Origin of the sequence: Gracilibacillus phocaeensis (genome assembly GCF_900626275.1) — a bacterium.
GTDB lineage: Bacteria > Bacillota > Bacilli > Bacillales > Amphibacillaceae > Gracilibacillus > Gracilibacillus timonensis.
In genome coordinates this window covers 258,055-278,110 of record NZ_LR131142.1, presented here as the reverse complement: position 1 = coordinate 278,110, position 20,056 = coordinate 258,055, and the positions used below count along the sequence as shown (strand labels likewise).

Sequence of the window (20,056 nt, the reverse complement as noted above, 5' to 3'; positions counted from 1 at the left end):
AGTAAATAAGCTGTGAGCTGTTCTGTTGAAGAGGTTTAATAGGTTTGTTAGAACTGGCATTTGTAAACATTGGCCACTTTTAGTGCACAATCATTACTGTCCCAATATGCCACATTCTAACAAAACCTGCGAGCTTGAACTTTTGATTTCAAAGAGGTGAACGAACCAAACTATCGCCTATTCTTTACTGAGCAAACGGTTTATTCCTTGTGTCAAACAATGCTTACTTAGAGGTATCAAATAGTGTATCATCTAATCAGCCAGTAGGAAACGTTCAAATGATTTGCTAATCCAGATATCAAGGCTAATGAAGATAAGGATACTTATATTTTTTATAACGAGGTTCTAATGCTGATTTATTTATATGACAGATCTATGGAATCATTATACCTATAAGTATTAACATTATTGGTTAAAATTGATTTAAGCTGGTAAAATGGACAAGAGGTTGCTGAACTTCTTTATCCGAGTTCGCCCTATCCTCAGCAAGAAAACCTCCCCCTTGTTTACGTCTGCACCGAACTCTCATTTGGCGTCTTTCAGTTGGAAACAATGTTTCATAATTCCAATCGCTTTCCATCCAAAAATCATTTGTCTTTTCCTCTGCATGAATATGAAGCAAAACTTCCTTTCCAATATTTTGAACCAAATATGTACGCTCCACCGTTTGGTTATTCCCTACCGTAAGAGGATCTTGCACTACTTCCCATTCTGTGAGTGGTAATACCTCCAGATCTCCTTCTTGAAGTTGCAACGCAGAGCTGTAAATCTGTTGCCTCTTTGTGGAAAAGATGTACATATTCTCCCCCTGTACACCACTCGCTGAGGTCACATCAACTCGTATAAAAAAAAGATTCTTCGGATAATCCGAAACAGAGAAATTGATGCGCCCAACAGCATTTGTCTGTTCCATTCCCATTTGCTCTGTAAGAATATGTTCTACATATATTTCTCCATAGATATCAAGCACCACAGCCTTTACTTGCACTTCTTCATTCATGCTATCACTATGAACATATATTTCACCATTAAAGGATTCACCAATCTTATAATCTAGCTTTTGGTAGTTCATAGAAACATGTACAGGCGCAAATGCTTTTCTTATCCAGTAATAACTCATCTTTATCTCACCGTAATAGTCAACAAGCGATGTGCTAGATACATTCGGAAATGGTTCATTCAACTGCCAAATAATACTTCCGCTATTTCTAAATTGTCGTCTGCGATTTGCTTCAACAATGTAACGCAATCCTTCTGCTTGAATCCACTGACTCGTCTTAATAAAAGTATTTATTATATATATATCCCCAAACATTTTCTGGTCACGCTCTAACGTATCCCACCACTCCCCGTGATGACGCCATATAAGGTCATCACTCATTGAGCGAGGAGTTAGTATATCCTCTGATAGAAATTTCTTTATACTTTTTAATGAACTCATACCATCAACACCGAATTCACTATGAAACAAATGATCTACATTTCCATATAATTCATAGTGATCTGGATTGCCCAAGTACTTCCAATTCCCGTGTACATCATGTGACACACCTTTTGTCAAAGTTACAAATTCAACAGGACCGGAAGCTGAAGTTGGGAGAAATAACCGAGAAGGGTCATAATGTTCAACTAAATGTTTGAGTAAAGCAATATTGTCATCCTTATAGGAAGCTGGATTTCCCTTTTCATCGGTTAGTTCATTTCCACCACTCCATACTGTGAGTGAAACATGATTTCGTCGTTCTTTTAAAGCTGATACTGCAGACTTTTCTAATAACTCGAGGAACTCTACACTCTTTGATGGAACCGAATCAACACCTGAACTTGATTGAATAAATTCTTGCCAAATCATAATGCCATGACGATCACACAGTTCGTAAAATAAAGGTTTTTCAATAATCCCACCACCCCAGACCCGAACCAAATTTATATTTGCTTTTTTCATTAAATAAACAAACCATTCATATTGTTCATTGGTCACATTTCCGTAAAGCAAATCTAAAGGTGTGATGTTCACGCCTTTGATGTAAATCTTCTTTCCATTAATCACAAAAGTATAGGGCAAAGCATCTTTAGGACTATCTAAATTGGTCACATAGTCCAGACTTCGTATTCCCATCATCTGTGTTTGTTCATCGTACACGACACCATGTTGATCAATGAGCAGTAATTCAACAAAGTAAAGTGGCTGCCTACCATGACCGTTTGGATACCATAAAAGCGGTTCATCTATATAAATTTCAAAATTATATTTTAACTGCCCAGATACAACGTTCTGCTCTTCAGTACTGACTAATTGCCCCTCTGGGTCCGTAATCCTGGAAATCCATCTCATCGTAGGCAGTATCGCTTCATCTAAACCGAGATTTTTTACAGAGGCAGAAACACGAATAACTCCTTTCGCTTGCTGAAAATCACTCGTCATATAAAGATTATCAATACGTAGGCCTTTGCTTGTTCTAATAAAGATATCATCCCATATTCCAATATTGACTAACCTAGCAGAAAAATCCCACTTATAGTTGAAGCGACTCTTCTGTGTATGCGTCATCGACGTTTTTCCAATCTGCCCCATTTCATCAGGTGCATGTTCAAATAGGATATGCACCTTCAATGATTCAGCCACTTTCACCATTTCAGTAACATTAAATACAGCAGGATGAAACATCCCTTCATGAATACCTAGTAATTCATCATTAATAAATATTCGAGCGCGATAATCCAATCCTTTACAAACAAGTTCAACTGTTTCACCTTGTATTTCCGAACAGGGAATTTGAGTTTCATAAAGCCACCAGCGATTCTCAACCCATTCGGAGGTCAAACTGTTTACATTATTATGCGGATGATTTATTACTCCTGCACGATATAAGTCATAATGAACACCACCAGGCATTGTCGCAGGAAGCCAGTTCGTCACCCCTTTTAATGATAAACCTGTTTCCAAACTATTGCTTAAAATCGGAACCCATGGATAAAACCCTTTCAATTTCCAGTCATATTCCTTTAACGTAATTTCCATCGTAAAACCCCCATCAAAGTATTAACTAATTTAACCCTTTACGGCCCCACTTGTAATTCCACTAATGATATACCTTTGGAGAAATAAATATATTAAAACAAGCGGAGCAGCTACTACAATAATTCCAGCCGCAAGCACCGGCCAGTTAGTACTATACTGTCCAAAAAACATATATAATCCTGCTGTTAACGGTCTCATTTCCTTTTCAGTAATAAAGAGATACGGATTGATGAAATCATTCCAAATCCCAATTGCCGCAAGCATTGTAACCGTAAAAAAAGCTGGCTTAATCAAAGGAAACACAATCAACATAATATACTTTAGATACCCACAACCATCCATTGTCGCTGCTTCATCCAATTCTTTAGGCAAGCCTTTTAGAAAACCCGTTAAAATGAATATAGAAACAGGGAGTCCCATCGCTATTTTGAGTAAGATAAATCCATGATAAGTATCCATAAAATTGAGGACATTCATAATAAATAACAACGGCACAAGCCCCCCAGGCAAGAACAAAGCTGCTAGAAATAATAAATATACTAAATTGGCACCTTTAAAATGCTGTCTTGCGATTGGAAAAGCAGCTAGTGTGGCAATTACAGCTGTACCTAACGATCCAAAAAATGTATAAATGAAACTATTGATAAAATATATGTTCATCTCAGCCTGAACCCAAGCCTCTTTAAAATTACTCCATTTAAAAGATTCGACAATGCTTATGGGGTGAGTAAGAAACTCCTGGCTAGTCTTCAATGCTACATTCAATATAAGCAATAGAGGGATAAATATGAGTAAACTAACCAAAATAAGAACCAGATTTGCTACCGTTCGTTTCCCTATATCCTTCACAATTCTTCCTCCTTACGGCGCAAATAATATTGAGTAATGAAAACGACTACAAAGACAATTGTAAAGTGAATAATAGAAAGTGCTGCGGTGTATCCCTGTGAGTATTCAGACAAGCTTTGCAGAATATAAAGACCAATCGTTGTCGTTGCTATACCAGGGCCACCATTCGTCAAAACAAGAATAATATCATACATTCCTAAAGTGCCAATAATAGAAATTAGTATATTAATTGTGATCGCTGGACGTAATAAAGGTAAGGTAATATATCGAAATGCATCCCAACTCGACGCACCGTCAATTCGCCCAGCTTCATATAATTGTGTTGGAATACCTTGCAAACCAGCTAAGTATATGATCATTCCGTATCCCATATTTGCCCAGATTGTTACAAAAACAACTAAATAAAGCGCAGCATTTGGGTCGCCTAACAATGCTGACTCAACCCCTATCGATTCCAGAACTTTATACACAGGCCCCGAATACGGATCGAAAATCAATACCCACACAATTCCAACAACGATAATCCCAAGTATATTGGGCATAAAAATAATCGAGCGATATACATTGCGCATAAGAAGTTTCATATTCACTAATACCGCTAAAAATACTGCAACCATATTTTGAACAATTGTCACCAATAAAGCAAAAATAATCGTATTTTGAATGATTCGGCTCAGATTATCAAAATCTGAACCGAATGCCTTTTCATAATTTCTTAAGCCAACAAAGTTTAATGGTCTTCTAATATCCCCCGTAAAATCAGTAAATGAGAAGAAGACATTTCCAAGAGCAGGAAACAATAAAAATAAAATGTATAACACCATTGCCGGCATAAGAACGAGGATCGGTAAAAAACGTGATAAACGACTGTTAAATACCATGACAAATCTCCTTTACTGAAAAATCTAAACAAACTCTGAAGAGAAGGTTTTTATATATTATTTCCATTCCGGTTTAGAATCTATAAATGTCTCTTGATTCAGTTCTGTTACTTCTTCTGGTGTCAATTCACCGAGAAACATTTGCATAGCAAACTGTTGAAACTTATAATCCGCTCCCGGAGTTAACAAACTTTCGAAAATAGGCATCTGATTATCAAGAGTAGCTGACACTTCGTTAATAATTGGTGAATCACTGGATACTCCTTCGATTGTAGGTAACATCCTTACCATGTCATTATACTTTTGATAATTTTCTTTCGTCGTTAGAAAATCCAAATAAGCAATCGCTGCTTCTTTATTTGGTGAATTTTTGTTTACCATCCATCCAAACCCATACTTTGTTGTAGCTGTTTGATTGTCAGCAGGATCATTACTACCCGGCAACAGAAATGCTCCCGTCTCAAAATTAGGATTTGTATCTTCTATTTGCGCTAAACTCCAAGACCCATCAATCATCATCGCAGATCTCCCTTGAGCAAACAGACCGGGCGCCTGACTATAGTCCAATCCAGTATAGTTCTTTTGGAAATATTTACTTAATACATTCAATTTTTCAAACAGCTCCACCCATTTTTCATCCGTGTATTTAACTTCTTCCGTCTCCATTTTTTCATAATAATCAGAGTTTGTTCCGGAAGGGCGAATGAGACTTGCTTCTAATTGAGCAATGATCATATTTACTGGCCATTGATCCTTTCCGCCAAACATAATAGGGTCGATGTCTTTTTCAACAAGACGCTCATTCAATTTAATAAATTCATCCCATGTCTTTGGTACACTTAAATCGTTCTCTTCAAAAATCGTCTTGTTATAGAAAACTACATTGGAGGTTGCACTAATTGGGATAAAATATTGCTTTCCACCAACTTGTCCCGCTTTTAACGCATCCTCATTAAGTCGATTCAGAAATTCACTCCCACTTACATCAGCCAATTGATCTCTTACTTCAGGATTAAGGATTTCTGATTCCGTTGAACTTGCAATTAAGTCGACATCACCTGTTGTCATACGTCCTGTTTTCAATTGTGGATAATCTTCTGTTGGAACTGCATCATATTTCAGTGTAATGTTTGGATGTTCCTCCTCGAAAGCTGCATTAATTTCATCAAAATAAGCCTTATCCTCTACGCGAAAATTTAATATTCTCAGTTCAACTTGCTCTTCAGCAGATTGATCCTCCCCTCCACTTCTCTCTTCATTTTCTGAACACCCCACCAATATCAAAACAAATACAACCAACAGTAAGTATCCTTTCCAACTATTCATCATCATTATCAACCCCTCCTTTTTTAAAACGCTTACATATATTATTATATAGAAACCCTAATACTTCGTCAATAAAATGTTTATTTTTGTTTAAATTAAATCATAAACATTTTATTAATTATTTTCGATTAATCCACATAAACACTATGAAATAGGGGTATTTTTGTTTAATTTTTGTTTATATTTTGTGAAAATCTATTTGATAATCCAAATGAATTATATTAAGGGTATTGATTTTTTATTTTTAATTGTAAACAATAATATATTTTTGTTTACCTTCTCATTGAAATAAATTAATTGAAAGGGTATACTTCTATATATTGAATAAACTTTAGGGAGTATACATGATGAAAAAAAAGGTTACAATGCAAACAATTGCTGATGAACTCGGGTTATCAAAATCACTTATTTCCAAAGCTTTATCAAATCAAACTGGGGTAAGTGAAGACACGAAAGAATTAATTAGATTAACAGCAGCGCGTTTAGGTTATCGTACCAATTCTTCTTTACAAGTGGTCCCCTCATCTAAAACAGGAAATATCGTTGTCGTTTTACCGAGGGAGGACCTTAGTGATTTTGAATACTGGGGGAAAATCATTAGCGGGATTGAAGAAAAAATCAGTAAACATCAATACAGTATGATCCTTTCAGGCATCAATACTTCTCAGCCGACATCTGAAGGGATGCCAAGTTGTATCTCTGATCACAAGGTGGATGGAGCACTTATATTAGGGCGCGTCCCATTAAGTTATGTATTAGCAATCCAATCTATTGGTATTCCGATCGTACTTGTTGATACATACCATACTCAACTCAAACTTGATCATGTGTATGCCGAAAATCTATCCGGAAGCTATGATGCAACACTTTATTTACTCAACAAAAACCATCGAAAAATAGGTTTTGTAGGTGACATCACTTACGCCAATAGTTTTTCTCAAAGATTTCATGGCTTTAACGCCGCCATCCAAGATTTTAATACTACTGCTAGAAATCGTGCTGAAGCCTTTCATTATATCGATCACACTCAAGATGAAAGATCGCTTCCTTACTCTTCAAAACAACTTGAAGAAGCACTATTGAAACATAATCGACCTACTGCACTCGTTTGTGGAAATGACCCGATTGCAATCAGTGTACTAGAACTTCTAGATAAGTTATCACTTCACTGCCCTGAAGATATTTCCATCGTTGGCTTTGATAATTTACAGAAATGTAATTGGGTTAATCCACCTCTAACTTCAATTGATGCCAGTAAAGATTTAATGGGCATCAGAGCTGTTGAAATGTTTTTGCGTAGAATTGCAACCCCTGACTTACGACCTGAGCATACGATGATTACAACTGAAATCATTGAGCGCAAGTCGGTAATACCCATAAGTGCTTTACAACTCACAAAGAGCAAAAAATAAACTATATTTTTTGCTCTTTTTAACTATTCATTTCAACTTGTTTATTTTTTTATTTACACAAAATCGCACATCCTTATTGATTAATTTGTTTACAAGCAGTATGATAAAGTTGCTGCTAGTTTTTCTGACAAAATATTAATTAAAAGGAGTGTTTCCATGTCTAAACGTCTATCGATTGTTTATGCTGTTCTCGTCTTCTGTTTTGTTTTAGCGATACAAAGTGTGTTCCTTACAAATGTTAGCTCAGCAAATGGAAAGAAAGATTTAACGAATAACGATTTAAATTCCAAAGAGAATGTATCTTCATTGACCGTCCCTTCTCCACGAGTGATGAATACAACACTCGATTCAAATGACATACCTATCGCCAGTTTAGATGTAACTGATTTCCAAGCAATAGCAAACGATAATAATGATGATACTGTTGCGTTCCAGCAAGCATTAGATACGATGGCAGCAGCAGGTGGTGGCGTCGTTTTTGCGCCGGAGGGACAATACAAATTTACTGGAAACTTAACAATTCCCGAAGGTGTCACTCTACGAGGCGAATGGAATAATCCTGACGACGGAGGGTTAGGTAAAGGCACTATATTGATGGCCTACGATGGCAGAAACGACGTAAATGGCACCCCCTTTATCTCTACCAAACATGAGGCTACGTTAAGGGATGTGACAATATGGTATCCAGAGCAAGATAATATTCAAGATATTCATCCTTATCCTTGGACTGTTGCCAATGATTCAACGGATGGATATTATGGTCCTAACTTAGTCAATATTACGTTCATCAATGCTTATCAAGGAATAGACATAAACAATGGCAGTGCTGCTCATTTTATTAAGAACGTATATGGAACTTTTTTAAAAAAAGGGATGGCAATTGATGAAATCTATGATATTGGCAGACTGCAGACAATTTCTATGAAGCCTTCTTATTGGGCTGATAGTCCATTAGGTACTCCTCCCGATGAAACTTCCATTCGGTCTTATACTCGAACGCATGCTACAGGCGTTGTTCTTTACCGCTCTGACTGGGAATACATTTATGATGTTTACATGGATGGTTACGAAATCGGGATGCACTTCACCAACAGTAGCGAAGGTAGTTTTAATGGTCAGATATGGGGAGTGCACACAGAAAACGGAAAAATTGGGATGCAGTTTAACAAAGTGAATGATAACGGTGTCGCAATTAGTGCAAGTACGCTCAATACAACTGGCACTGATGGCATTTCCGTCCTTGGTACGACAGATTTTCAATCATCTGTTTCCTTCAATTCGAGTACATTCGGCTCTCCGGATGGTCAGCCTATTTTGTTAGAGTCCGATGGATTGTTTACCTTCAGTCAAAATACATTTACAGATTGGGATTCAGGAAAACATGCCATTCGTGCAACTACAGGCAGTATCGTGGCGACAGGAAACACATTTGAAGTCAATAAACCAGATATGCATTTCGAGAATGCTGTCCGTTCAGCTTCTGTCCTAGGAAATACATTCGACGGAAACACCCCTGCCATTACGAATATAAGTTCAAATGGTGACATTAGAATTGATACGACGACACATGTTACACTACCTAAGATGACAAACCTTGGACCTGACCGGGAAGAAATACGAAAACCTTCTCAAACAAACTTATATAATGTGAAAGATTATGGTGCAGTTGGAGATGGAACCACAGATGACTCGACATCGTTCCAAAATGCATTGGACCAAGCAGACACAGCAGGAGGAGGTACCGTTTACGTACCAGCAGGACGCTATAAAATTGATTCTCATTTAACAGTGGGAACCAACGTAGAACTACGTGGCACTTGGGACGGTCCGCATCATTACGGTGTAAACAAAGGATCGATATTGGTCGCTTCTGAAAATGAAGGTAATCCAAATGGAGACTCTTTTATCTCATTAAGCGATGACGCTGGAGTAAGGGGACTATCTGTATTTTATCCGAATCAACATTATGATGCGATAAAGAGCTACCCTCCTACAATTGCAACGAATGGCGAAGGAGCGTATGTCATCGATGTAACTCTTCCAAATTCGTATACAGGTATAGAACTGACAGAGGGGGATTACCATATTAGCTACGTCCGTGGACTAGGCTTAAATAAATTTATCGAGATTTCCGACGTAAACACTGATGGTTATATTGAAAATATCATGAATACTGTAGGAGACTGGCAAGATGGTCATCGTGAATCTAATGCTCCTCCAACCGATTGGTGGCTAACAACACCATCCACCCTAGCAACAGGCGTTGAAATCAATGACAGTTCAAACATTCACTTGTTCAACAACTTTACGTTCGGCGTCGGGTATGGACTCATCGTCAATGGGACATCTAGCTCCATTAAAAGTTACGGGTGGGGAAGCGACAATGCCGAGAAAGCTCTTCAACTTAATGGTTCTGGGACAGAGATAGAATTTGTCAATACGCAGCTTGTTGCCATTGGCGGCAATGATAAAAGGTATATTTATACACCACCTGAATTTGTTGGAAACGCTTCATTTTTTAACACCCTGACTTGGGCCGGAACAGAAGGCACTGAAATCAACGGGAGTGGTTACGTTGTTTTTCAACAATACCAAGACCTTACTGGTGTCTTCATTCAAAATGGAGGTACAATGCTAATGGATAGTTCATTTTTTCACCACGCACCGGATCAGATTACATTGGGTGCTAATATTGATAATAGTGCGATATATGCAAATGTAGGGTTTAACGGACTGGGGGTAAACAACATAAAAGGCGACCCTGATGTCTGGATGAATATTCGTAGATGAACATGAGTGAGAAGTAGACTACTTGATGATGCGTTTTATAACTAATTACAACATTTACTACGCATTTGATGAACTCTCTGTTATAGGGTCTCGGATGAACTCAGCCTATCTTTATACAATCCCTCTACTTTTTTGTAGAAGGGATTGTATATGGTTAAAAAATGAATCGATCCCTTCATCATTGGGGCGAAGGTATTTTTATGCTCAATAAACAGGATTATCCCATCATACATGGGGATTTATTCTTTTAAAGCCATATGCAGAATGTCAGTTAATAGTGTCTCACCGTCATCTTTCCAGATTATTTACACAACATATCGACGTTACATTTACACAATATGTACGTTCCGAAAAAATAAATAAAGCGGCTATATTATTAGCTACGACTGATTTACCCATTAAAATAGTGGCGCAACAAGTTGGCTTTGATACCGTTCATTATTTCTCCAGTGTCTTTAAGAAAGTAATGGATATTCCTCCGGGAGAATTCCGATCGAGATTACAAGCAGATTAAATAACCATAAAATTCAGCAGAGAGGTGAATAACTTATGTCAGACCGCTTAATGCTTGCTTTGGATGTAGGTGGTACATTTACGAAAGGATGTATCATTGAACATCACCAAATTCTCACTTCAACTATAAAAAAATACAATACCTATTCCTATTTAGATGCGGAGGCCATTCTTAATAATTTTAAGCGAATCATCGAAGACCTTGTTTATCCATATATAAGAGCTCACAACAACCAATATATCAGCCAATTAAATATTGGATTCACCTTTCCCGGACCATTCGATTATAGAAATGGGATTAGCTATGTAAAAGGCGTCGGAAAGTTCGATGCACTATACGGTATAAATATTCATGAAGAAATACGGAAGAGACTACTAGCTGCACAACTTCCAGTAAATGATCAGATTAATATTCGTTTTGAGAATGACTGTCATCTATTTGGGATTGGCGTCAATGAAGAATTTCCAGCGGAAAAACTAATCTGTTTAACCATTGGCACAGGTTTGGGCTCTGTTTTTTTAGATCAAGGGAAAATATTAACAAGCGGAGAAGACATTCCACCAGAAGGCTATTTATATCAAATTCCATATAAAGATTCCATCGTGGATGATTATTTTTCAATACGAGGCATCCTCCAATTAGCCTCGTCTAATGGAATTGATACAATTCAGTACAATACGGTGAAAGATATCGCACTTCTAGCAAAGGAAAAGAATGAAGCAGCTATTCAAACCTTCGATACTTTTGGAAATAACCTTGCGGAGATGCTAGAGCCTTATATTCAGTCTTTTCAACCAGATAAAGTCGTAATTGGAGGGCAGATTTCTAAGAGTTTTCATTTGTTTGGCAATGCTTTACAAAAAGCAGCCCAACAACATAAAATAGAAGTGATAGCTTTAAAAGACGCGCTTTATTACACTTTTAAAGGGATTGATGTGATGTTTAGCGGGGATGATTAAAAAGGGAAGGTGGCGAGTATGAATTTAGAAGATTTAGAATCATTCATTACAGTTATTAGAGATAAAAGTATTTCTAACGCAGCTCGTTCTTTATTCATTAGCCAGCCTACTTTAAGTGCAAGGATTCATAGGTTGGAAAACGAACTGCAATTTAAATTGATCGAGCGCAGTAATAGAGGAATTCAACTCACGAAAGAAGGAATGTATTTTCTTCCATATGCCACGAGATTCTTAGCTAGTATTAATAATGTCAACACTGTTTTAGAACAGGATGAACAACAAGGAAGAAAGCAAACGTTCCAGCAGGTTGTTGATAGGGATAATAAATTAATTATTGGGATCGATAGTTGGCTCGCACCTACTCTTGGCAAGCTAATCCTTCAACAATTAAAGCAGTATAATGTAAATAATTATCGCATATATTCACACCCAAGCTCGATTATCAAATATTTATTTGACCTGAACCAATTTGACATCATGATTATATACAATGACGAACACAAGGAATATGAATTCTCCACTCCAGCTATTGAGGATCAAGAAGTGCTGTTGTACAGTTCTGAACGCTCCGATATGCAGAGTGACTTCTATCGTAATCTGGACCAACTAAAGAAATTGCCATGTATCATATTTGATAATCCTGTCTTAGTGGAACACAGTAAGTTCACCGATGAATTCATGGAAGTCTTAGATATTTCCGAATTTCAACTCGTAGATAATTTTGATGTGTTTATACAAATGGTTGAACTGGATTTAGGTTATACCATTATGCCTATTTCAAGTATACTCCACCTGTTACCAATGTTTGATAACCACGTTATGAAGGTGAGCTATCAATTTTCGGACGTAGAATTAAGCAGCCATTTTGTTCAAATGGTGCATAATAAAAACAAACTAGACCTATTTCCATCCGAACACCTTGTACAAAATATCTATCAGTCCTATCTGGATATTCAACGAAAAAGATAGCACCATCTCTCTAAAAACAGATAAAGACTGCGGATGGTGTCACCATCAACCGCAGCCTCTATCATGATACATTATCCATTCATGTTTACTCAGGTTTAATTGCTACACAGCTTTCTTCACTGTATCCAACTCCTCTTGACCAGCCTTAACCTGCTTAGCGGATTTGACTTTTTCTAAAACAAGGTAAACAATACTTGCTGTTATGATTCCAATGAGCGGCGATATAAAGAAATTAAATGTTAAACTGAGGTAACTAACAAGGCCCCCGACAATCCAAGCTATAATAGCCGTACGATTGACAACAATATTTTCCTTCGATGATTTAATAAAAAATCCTTCAATTAAGACAACCCCTACAACAGGTGGTATTAACACAGATAAGAATTGAATAATTGGTAACAAGAAATTGAATACACCAGAAGCAGCTAAAACAGCGGTTAGTACCACGAAGATTAACGATGTATGTTTATGCGTTAAACGACCGGATAATTTCGTATCTTTAATCATATTTTGAATAGCCAAGCTGCCTGCATAGATATCTTTATCCTGCGTAGTCCACAGACAGAAGACTGCTACAAAAAAAGCAAGTATTCCTAATCCCAAGGCAATCATCGCTGCAATAAAATCGGACTCTCCTGTACTAATAGCTACCGTTGTTCCTACAAGTTGAAAACCCATGCCTCCAACAATGAAAGAGGTAATTCCGCCAATGACAACGTGGGTAGGTTTTTGGGCAAATCGTGAAAAATCTGATGTAATCGTAGCCCCAACAACCCAACCACCAACAATAGAGGCTGTTGCCGCCGTAAATGTCATCTGATTATCTGGAATAAAATTGAACACACTACCATAACCACCATCCGTGTTACCCACTGAGATAAAACCTACTACAGCACAAATCAAAGCAGCCGGAACACCGAACGAGGCCATGATAGCCAATCCTTTTGCACCTTTCATGGCTGATATCAACCATAAAAACACAACAATAACCGCGGTAACACTAGCAGGAAGCGGCCACCAAGAAAACAAGTTGACCATTAAATTACCGAATATATCACCATTGACAGCCATCCAAGTCAAACAGGATAAGAAAATCAACATAGAAAATATCAGGGAACCCTTTTGTCCAAATGCACGTCTAGCCAAAAAAGAACTCGCAATACCATATTTACATGCTAGAATTCCCATCAATATTACAATAGCAATCAGCATACTATTACCAATCAGAATGGCAGTGATTGCATCTATATAAGTGGAATTAATACCAATTAGTCCACCGATAACAAAGTTTGATAATGCAATCGGATATCCTGCTAATACAAGTATCAATGCAGGTAATTTCATTCGTTTATCTTTAGGTACTGGTTCATATGCATATTCTAGTGAATTTGTATTCGACATACTTGATCTACTCCTTATTTATGATTTTACGAACATACCTTGTAATTGATCGATTAGTTGATCAGAGCTAATGACCCTGCCAAATGCTTCGGCAAACAAATTAAGCTCCGCTTCACGCCACTCTTCTCCAGTTAATCCGCCATGAGTATAGCCGCTGACCGCATCGGAGACGATTGTGATGTCATAATGTTTATGGTAAGCAGATCGAATCGTACTATCCACACACCAGTTGATTACTGTACCGGTAATCACTAAATTTGTGATCCCTTTTTCTTGTAAGATTTGGTCAAGCTGTGTTTCTGCAAAACAATCATACCCACACTTCTCAATAACGAGTTCGTCCGCTAACGGGGTAATTTGTCGATGTATCCGTGTCTCATCATTTCCTGAGGCAAAATCGAAATCAGGGCTTGATAGATTTAATCCACGCTGAGGACTTAGATCTTTATAAAATTGAAAATTTTCACTTACATCTGAACAAAACGAAGTATAAATAATGGGGATGTTTTGTTCTCGGAAATAAGAAGTTAGCTTTTCAAAGACAGGAAGCTGTCTTCGAGCCATGGGAACTTCTAGTTTTGCCCCTTCTTCGATAAAACCATTTTGCATATCAATAACCAATAGAGCACTTTTCTCTGGGTCCATTATGAAGGTTGGTTCCCATTCCCAATAGTGTTTCATAGATGATTCTCCTCTCTTTTCTTCTATGGTGATTACGTCTTGCTATTAAATGTAATACAAAAGGAATAAATCTTATAGCGTAGTGTTAGAATTTCTGCCATAGGCAAAACCTATGGCGTTTTATAAGCTGCGATATGTAACATAACTTTCATAGAGAAGAGTTAAATGAATTTGGCAGATTATTTTCTGGAGATACAAATAAAAGACCCTGTGATTTAATCACTAGAGTCTTGCAGCTAAATATAAGGGGAGTAGGATAGACTTGATTTCATTTTTTGTGAGGTTAAAGTTGAACATACCTCTTACCTGATGCGTTTATGGATAAGAGACCCTATACTTATACTTATTCTCTAATTAAAATGGGAAATAAACAGAGCAAACGGATTATTTCGACCAAGTATTAGAGCTTAGAAAGAATTTTATTGAAACAAGAATGGTATGGCCTCATTAATCTTCCTCCCAAAGACTTAATCTTCCGAAAACAAATCTGGTCGCAAATGCTTCATTTCTTGCGCCAATAGCTCTGTTCTAAGTATTGGGTTCGGTAAATGAATGGCATACGTTTCTCTTGAATTCATTAATAAATATGTTCCTGGTTCATTCAATGCGTCTTCTTCCTCTTTTGTTGGACGAAATGGCTTTGTATAAACATAAGCGTTATGGGGGTATAAACTGGTTCCAGGTGTTTTACCGAATACACTTTGCTTGGTGTGAAAATAAAGTGCAGTGTACCCACCAGAATCAACATGAGCAAGTCCACGAGGTAGAATAACAAGATCACCAGCCTTAAACTCATATGTTTCCACTTCGCATGTTTCATCTCCTACACCGATTGTTACCGTGCCAGCCCCACTCAGAATATATTTATACTCTTCAATATCTGGATGTGCATGGGAATCAAACGGACGATCCGCATCTGATGATGCATTTTTTTCTGCGAGATTACAAATGGCGATATCATCATTCCAAGTTAGTGGTAAACACCTCTGTTTTAGACCGGCATTTGCGTTATACTGTGATGGTACATCTGAGTATTTTATAACACGTGCACCAAGTACAGAGGCATTCTTCTTAGCTTCCAAAAGATTTTTGTCATCCTTAGTTTGTTTGTCTATTGGCGTTACTGCTTCATATAGATCATTAGCATTTGTACTCTGGTCTACTTTAGTTGATTCGTTGTTATCACGCGCAGAATCAGTTAGTGTAACACATTCTTCAAAAGGATGCTTTCCTTTCACTCCTGATGTATATAGAGGATCTGTGCATATATAAGTGCCTGGTTCGTATAATGCAGCCGCTTCTTCTTTATTAGGTCGAGATGGTTTTTCTATCGTAATAATCGGATGTGGAAAACGATTCGTTCCAGCTACTGTACCATATACAGAGGTTCGTGCATGGAACCAAACACCATTCCATTCTCCTGTTATTTTATATGATATCCCCCTTGGAATGATGACCAATTCCTGCTCTGCAAAGCGGTAACTTTCTTGCTCAAACGAGTTGTCACCAACACCAAAAATAACGGTTCCCGAACCTTTTAAGATATAAATATACTGATTGACATCAGGGGTTACTTGGACTGCCCAAGGACGGTCTACATCTGTACTTGCCTTTTTTTCGATATAAGTAAATATAGCTAGATCATTAATTTCACTTAGGGGGTAAAACCATTGTGTGGAAGCTGTTTGATGAACATAACATCTTCTTGAATTTTCACCTCGGATAATTCTTGCACCAGGAACAATAGGATTTTTTTCAGACTCCAGCCTATCTTCATTTACATTCATCGCGCCTCTTTTTCTATTCATTTCCATTCTCCTTTCTTATTTTAGACGGAAGTTTCTTCGGTTTTGGTTTTACAAAAGTGGGCCCATCATCCTTTGACGGCTCCTTTCACCAAGCCTTCAATAATAGATTTCTGAAAGAAAATAAATAAGATAACCACGGGTATTACTGCAAGGATAAGGGCAGCTAAGATGATATCCCATTCATTCACAAACTCGCCAAACAATACGTTGGTAGCCAGCACAATGGTATAATTACTTTGATCAGGCAACATGATTAAAGCTAATAAGAAATCATTCCATATCCATAAAAACTGAATAATACCGATTGTAAAAATGATAGGAAGCAGTAAAGGGAACACAATCCTGAAAAAGGTTTGAAATTCACCGCATCCATCGATATTTGCTGCCTCTTCTATTTCTCTTGGAATCGACTTTACAAAACCATGACACAAGAAAATAGCTAGATTGACACCTAATCCAATATAGATAAGTCCTAACCCCCAAATGCTCCCTTGCACCGATAGATTGAGAGCAACCTTGTTTAATGGGATCATTATTGCGTGAAAAGGAACCAACATGGAGGCAATGAACAAAAAATAAATAATATTACTCAATTTCCCCCGATACCTAGATAATTTATATCCTGCTAACGAACCAGCAAATATAATCCCTATCACACCTATCATAGAAACAATGAATGTATTAAGTGTACTTCTTGGCCAATTGATTCTATTATAAGCTTGAATGTAGTTATCAATATTCAATTCAGTAGGAAATGAGAGTACAGAATTAAAGATTTCACCAATCGTCTTAAATGAATTTGTGATAGCCATATAAATAGGAAAAAACGAAATAGCAAAGGCAATGAACAAGAAAAAGGTTATGGTATAGGAGGTTAGTTTTCTTCTGCTCATGCTTCCACCTCTCTTTTTTTCATAATCCCAATTTGAATAATAGAAATAACTAGTACAAACAAAAATAATAGCATGGCTTTTGCACTAGCATAGCCGTATAGAAAATTGCTAGAAAATGCTTCATTATAGATATTTAATGTCATTACTTCTGTACTTTTTCCGGGACCGCCATCTGTTAAAGCATAGACTATTTCAAATGTTTTAAAAGCTTCCTTTAGCGTCAGAAATACACAAATAGTGAGTGCAGGCATAATCATTGGTAAAATGATGTTCTTTAATATTTGAAAACCATTAGCTCCATCAATTAATGCAGACTCCTTCAAATGATTTGGAACACCTGAAAGTCCTGCCAAATAAATAATCATCATTAACGGCACCCCATTCCACAAATGAACGATAACCAATGACCAAAAAGCAAAATCAGGATCGCCAAGCCATGGTTGATCTAAGAAGGAAAGAAGTGGAATAGTTTCAGAGAATTCCAGTAGCACGTTAGAAAAAATAAACGAAAATATAAAGGTGGCAATAATGGTACTTATCATATGAGGCATAAAGAAGGTAGTCCTAAAAAAACCTTGTAACTTCCTCCCACTTGCATGGATCAACAAAGCCAGTCCCAATGCAAGTACATTCTGTATGATAACCAACACGATGACTAACTTAAAAGTGAAAAAAATGGAACTAATGAAAGCTTGGTCATCCTGAAAGATGGTAATAAAATTGGAGAATCCAATAAATTCATAATCTGGCACCATAAATCGCCAATTGGTTAAGCTATAATACATTCCTTGTAATATTGGAGAAACTAAAAACGTTATATAAAATAATAGTGCTGGTGTCAGAAACAAAAAGAAAGATCCATAACGCCGCAGGTATTTTAGATGCATCAATGAAACCTCCATTCCGAAGCTGGTTAATCATCTCATCTATTACGGTGTCGCCTCCCCCCTCATTCCCTTAGCGGGAAGAGGAGGAGGAACTAACACCGTATACTGTTTTGTTTTATAGCTTGTATAGTCATCACTCTATCTTGCTTGATTATATGAATCCCACTGGCTGTCGAGTTCTTCGATAACTTCCTCTTGTGTAACCTCACCAAGGAAATATCTTTGAAGAGTATGTCCACTTTCATCGAGAACTGCCCTTGGTATAAAAGCCTCTGGGGCACGTTCATACTCTAACGATTCCGTTACCCAAGGAGCAACATCAAATGTATGGATATCTGCAATTGGATTCATATTCATCCCTTGATAAAACTCGCTTGAATGTTCTTCATCTAAAATAAAGTTTATAAAATCCATCGCCACTTCTTTATTTGGACTGTTTTTAGAAACCCCTAAGGAAAGAGATACACTCATAATAACGCGAGTTGCTTCTGGATTATCATTAATAGGCAGAGGAGCTATACCAAACTCAAAATCTTCATCCAATGATTGTAATAAATCGGCATACCAAACACCATTTTGCCACATTGCTGCCTCTCCTTCGACAAACGCAGAGGCGGCATCGTCCGAACCTACTTCCAATGCTCTATCTGTACCATGATGATTAATAAGATCGATGATATTAAAAATTTCTGTTTGCATTTCCTCGTAGGAACCTTCTCCCGCGTCCATCCTTTCAACAAAATCAGGATTGTTTACTTGAATTAAAGAGCTTTGCACAATCTGAAGTGGTAGTCTGGCATCGGCAGGTGTGTTATAAGCTAACATGAATGGGGTAATATCATTCTCTTCTAATACCTGAATAGCATTTTCCATTTCCGTTATGGTAGTAGGTGGATCTATTCCTAAATCAGCAAACATCTGTTTATTATATAGATATCCCCATGTTGGTGTTTGAATAGGAACTGCGATAACGGCATCATCAACTGTAACGGACTCTTTTACATCGTCAGCCATTTTCTCTGCTAATGGCTCGTCTGACAAATCTTCCAAATAACCTGCGTTATAGTACGTTGGACCATCATTAAGTGCATGGACCGTAAATACATCTGGTGCATCATCTGAAGCTAAGCGCACCCTTACCAAATCACGATAACTTTCATTGTCTGTCATCTCTAAGTTCACTTGTACATCTCGGTTTTTTTCTTCTTTTTGTTGTTCTACAAAAGCAGAAATGATTTTGTCATAATGTTCTCTGTCACGCTGAGGTGCAATCAATAAATTTAGTTCTGAAGCCTCTTCCTCTCCATTGTCTGCTTCGCCACTTGATCCTGTGCCATTGTTTTGTGTACTACACCCTAATGTTAAGAATGTAAGGAGTAGACACATTGAAATAACGGATAACATTTTCACTGTTTTCATTTTGTAACCTCCCCTAAATTTATAGTGATGGTCGAAAAAGAAATAATGCTTAACAGCCAAATTAATTCCATTCCCCACAATGCTAAAAACGGGATTCAGCTATTAATGTAACCCTTTCATCAATAATTGTAACCGCTTGCTCAAAGGAATGATATACAGTATATTTAAGAAAACTTCGTCATTTTTATGGAGTTTTAAAATAATGAAATCTAAAGTACAGACAACCTACACCATTGTGTTAAAGT

Annotated in this window: 15 protein-coding genes; 5 read left to right on the top strand and 10 right to left on the bottom strand. The window is 37.2% G+C overall.

The annotated features are described in order from the left end of the window. Positions 1-412 precede the first annotated feature (412 nt). From E0E32_RS03510 to E0E32_RS03495, 4 genes are read right to left on the bottom strand one after another with little or no spacing between them, the layout of a single operon-like run. The gene (locus E0E32_RS03510; protein WP_130858976.1) at positions 413-3,022 is read right to left on the bottom strand and encodes a glycoside hydrolase family 2 protein; all 2,610 of its coding nucleotides are present in this window, start codon (positions 3,020-3,022) and stop codon (positions 413-415) included. A gap of 30 nt (positions 3,023-3,052) precedes the next feature. Beyond that, positions 3,053-3,871 carry a carbohydrate ABC transporter permease gene (locus E0E32_RS03505; protein WP_130858975.1) on the bottom strand — a complete coding sequence of 273 codons (819 nt, stop codon included), beginning with the start codon at positions 3,869-3,871 and terminating at the stop codon, positions 3,053-3,055. Then, entirely contained in the window at positions 3,868-4,752 is an 885-nt protein-coding gene (locus E0E32_RS03500) for a carbohydrate ABC transporter permease (RefSeq protein WP_130858974.1), read from the bottom strand. The genes E0E32_RS03505 and E0E32_RS03500 overlap by 4 nt, the downstream gene beginning before the upstream one ends. Positions 4,753-4,809: 57 nt before the next feature. Then, entirely contained in the window at positions 4,810-6,084 is a 1,275-nt protein-coding gene (locus E0E32_RS03495; protein ID WP_130858973.1) for an ABC transporter substrate-binding protein, read from the bottom strand. A 341-nt stretch (positions 6,085-6,425) separates the two neighbouring features. On the opposite strand from E0E32_RS03495, the gene E0E32_RS03490 reads away from it, so the two are divergent. The 5 genes from E0E32_RS03490 to E0E32_RS03470 all read left to right on the top strand — a co-directional run bounded on the left by E0E32_RS03490 (position 6,426) and on the right by E0E32_RS03470 (position 12,722). Further along, positions 6,426-7,490 (top strand): LacI family DNA-binding transcriptional regulator, encoded by a 1,065-nt coding sequence (locus E0E32_RS03490; protein ID WP_165444946.1) that lies wholly within the window; start codon positions 6,426-6,428, stop codon positions 7,488-7,490. A 156-nt stretch (positions 7,491-7,646) separates the two neighbouring features. Next, complete coding sequence (locus E0E32_RS03485) at positions 7,647-10,280, top strand: glycosyl hydrolase family 28-related protein (protein ID WP_130858971.1); 2,634 nt, start codon at positions 7,647-7,649, stop codon at positions 10,278-10,280. A 277-nt stretch (positions 10,281-10,557) separates the two neighbouring features. Then, the gene (locus E0E32_RS03480) at positions 10,558-10,794 is read left to right on the top strand and encodes a helix-turn-helix transcriptional regulator (protein ID WP_165444945.1); all 237 of its coding nucleotides are present in this window, start codon (positions 10,558-10,560) and stop codon (positions 10,792-10,794) included. A 35-nt stretch (positions 10,795-10,829) separates the two neighbouring features. Next, complete coding sequence (locus tag E0E32_RS03475) at positions 10,830-11,753, top strand: ROK family protein (protein WP_130858969.1); 924 nt, start codon at positions 10,830-10,832, stop codon at positions 11,751-11,753. 18 nt (positions 11,754-11,771) lie between these two features. Continuing rightward, positions 11,772-12,722 (top strand): LysR family transcriptional regulator, encoded by a 951-nt coding sequence (locus E0E32_RS03470; RefSeq protein WP_130858968.1) that lies wholly within the window; start codon positions 11,772-11,774, stop codon positions 12,720-12,722. Positions 12,723-12,824: 102 nt separating this feature from the next. Here the strand turns inward: E0E32_RS03470 and E0E32_RS03465 are convergent, their stop codons facing one another. The 6 genes from E0E32_RS03465 to E0E32_RS03440 all read right to left on the bottom strand — a co-directional run bounded on the left by E0E32_RS03465 (position 12,825) and on the right by E0E32_RS03440 (position 19,811). Then, the gene (locus tag E0E32_RS03465; protein ID WP_130858967.1) at positions 12,825-14,123 is read right to left on the bottom strand and encodes a purine-cytosine permease family protein; all 1,299 of its coding nucleotides are present in this window, start codon (positions 14,121-14,123) and stop codon (positions 12,825-12,827) included. An 18-nt stretch (positions 14,124-14,141) separates the two neighbouring features. Beyond that, a complete protein-coding gene (locus E0E32_RS03460; RefSeq protein ID WP_130858966.1) occupies positions 14,142-14,804 on the bottom strand; it encodes a cysteine hydrolase family protein in 663 nt (220 codons plus the stop codon). 467 nt (positions 14,805-15,271) lie between these two features. Next, the gene (locus tag E0E32_RS03455) at positions 15,272-16,612 is read right to left on the bottom strand and encodes a cupin domain-containing protein (RefSeq protein WP_165444944.1); all 1,341 of its coding nucleotides are present in this window, start codon (positions 16,610-16,612) and stop codon (positions 15,272-15,274) included. 65 nt (positions 16,613-16,677) lie between these two features. Then, positions 16,678-17,505, bottom strand: a complete 828-nt coding sequence (locus tag E0E32_RS03450; protein WP_130858964.1) for a carbohydrate ABC transporter permease — start codon at positions 17,503-17,505, stop codon at positions 16,678-16,680. Continuing rightward, positions 17,502-18,392, bottom strand: coding sequence for a carbohydrate ABC transporter permease (locus E0E32_RS03445; protein WP_130858963.1), 891 nt, complete (start codon positions 18,390-18,392; stop codon positions 17,502-17,504). Before E0E32_RS03445 ends, E0E32_RS03450 begins: the two co-directional genes overlap by 4 nt. Positions 18,393-18,530: 138 nt before the next feature. After that, complete coding sequence (locus E0E32_RS03440; RefSeq protein ID WP_130858962.1) at positions 18,531-19,811, bottom strand: ABC transporter substrate-binding protein; 1,281 nt, start codon at positions 19,809-19,811, stop codon at positions 18,531-18,533. Between the last annotated feature and the right edge of the window lie 245 nt (positions 19,812-20,056).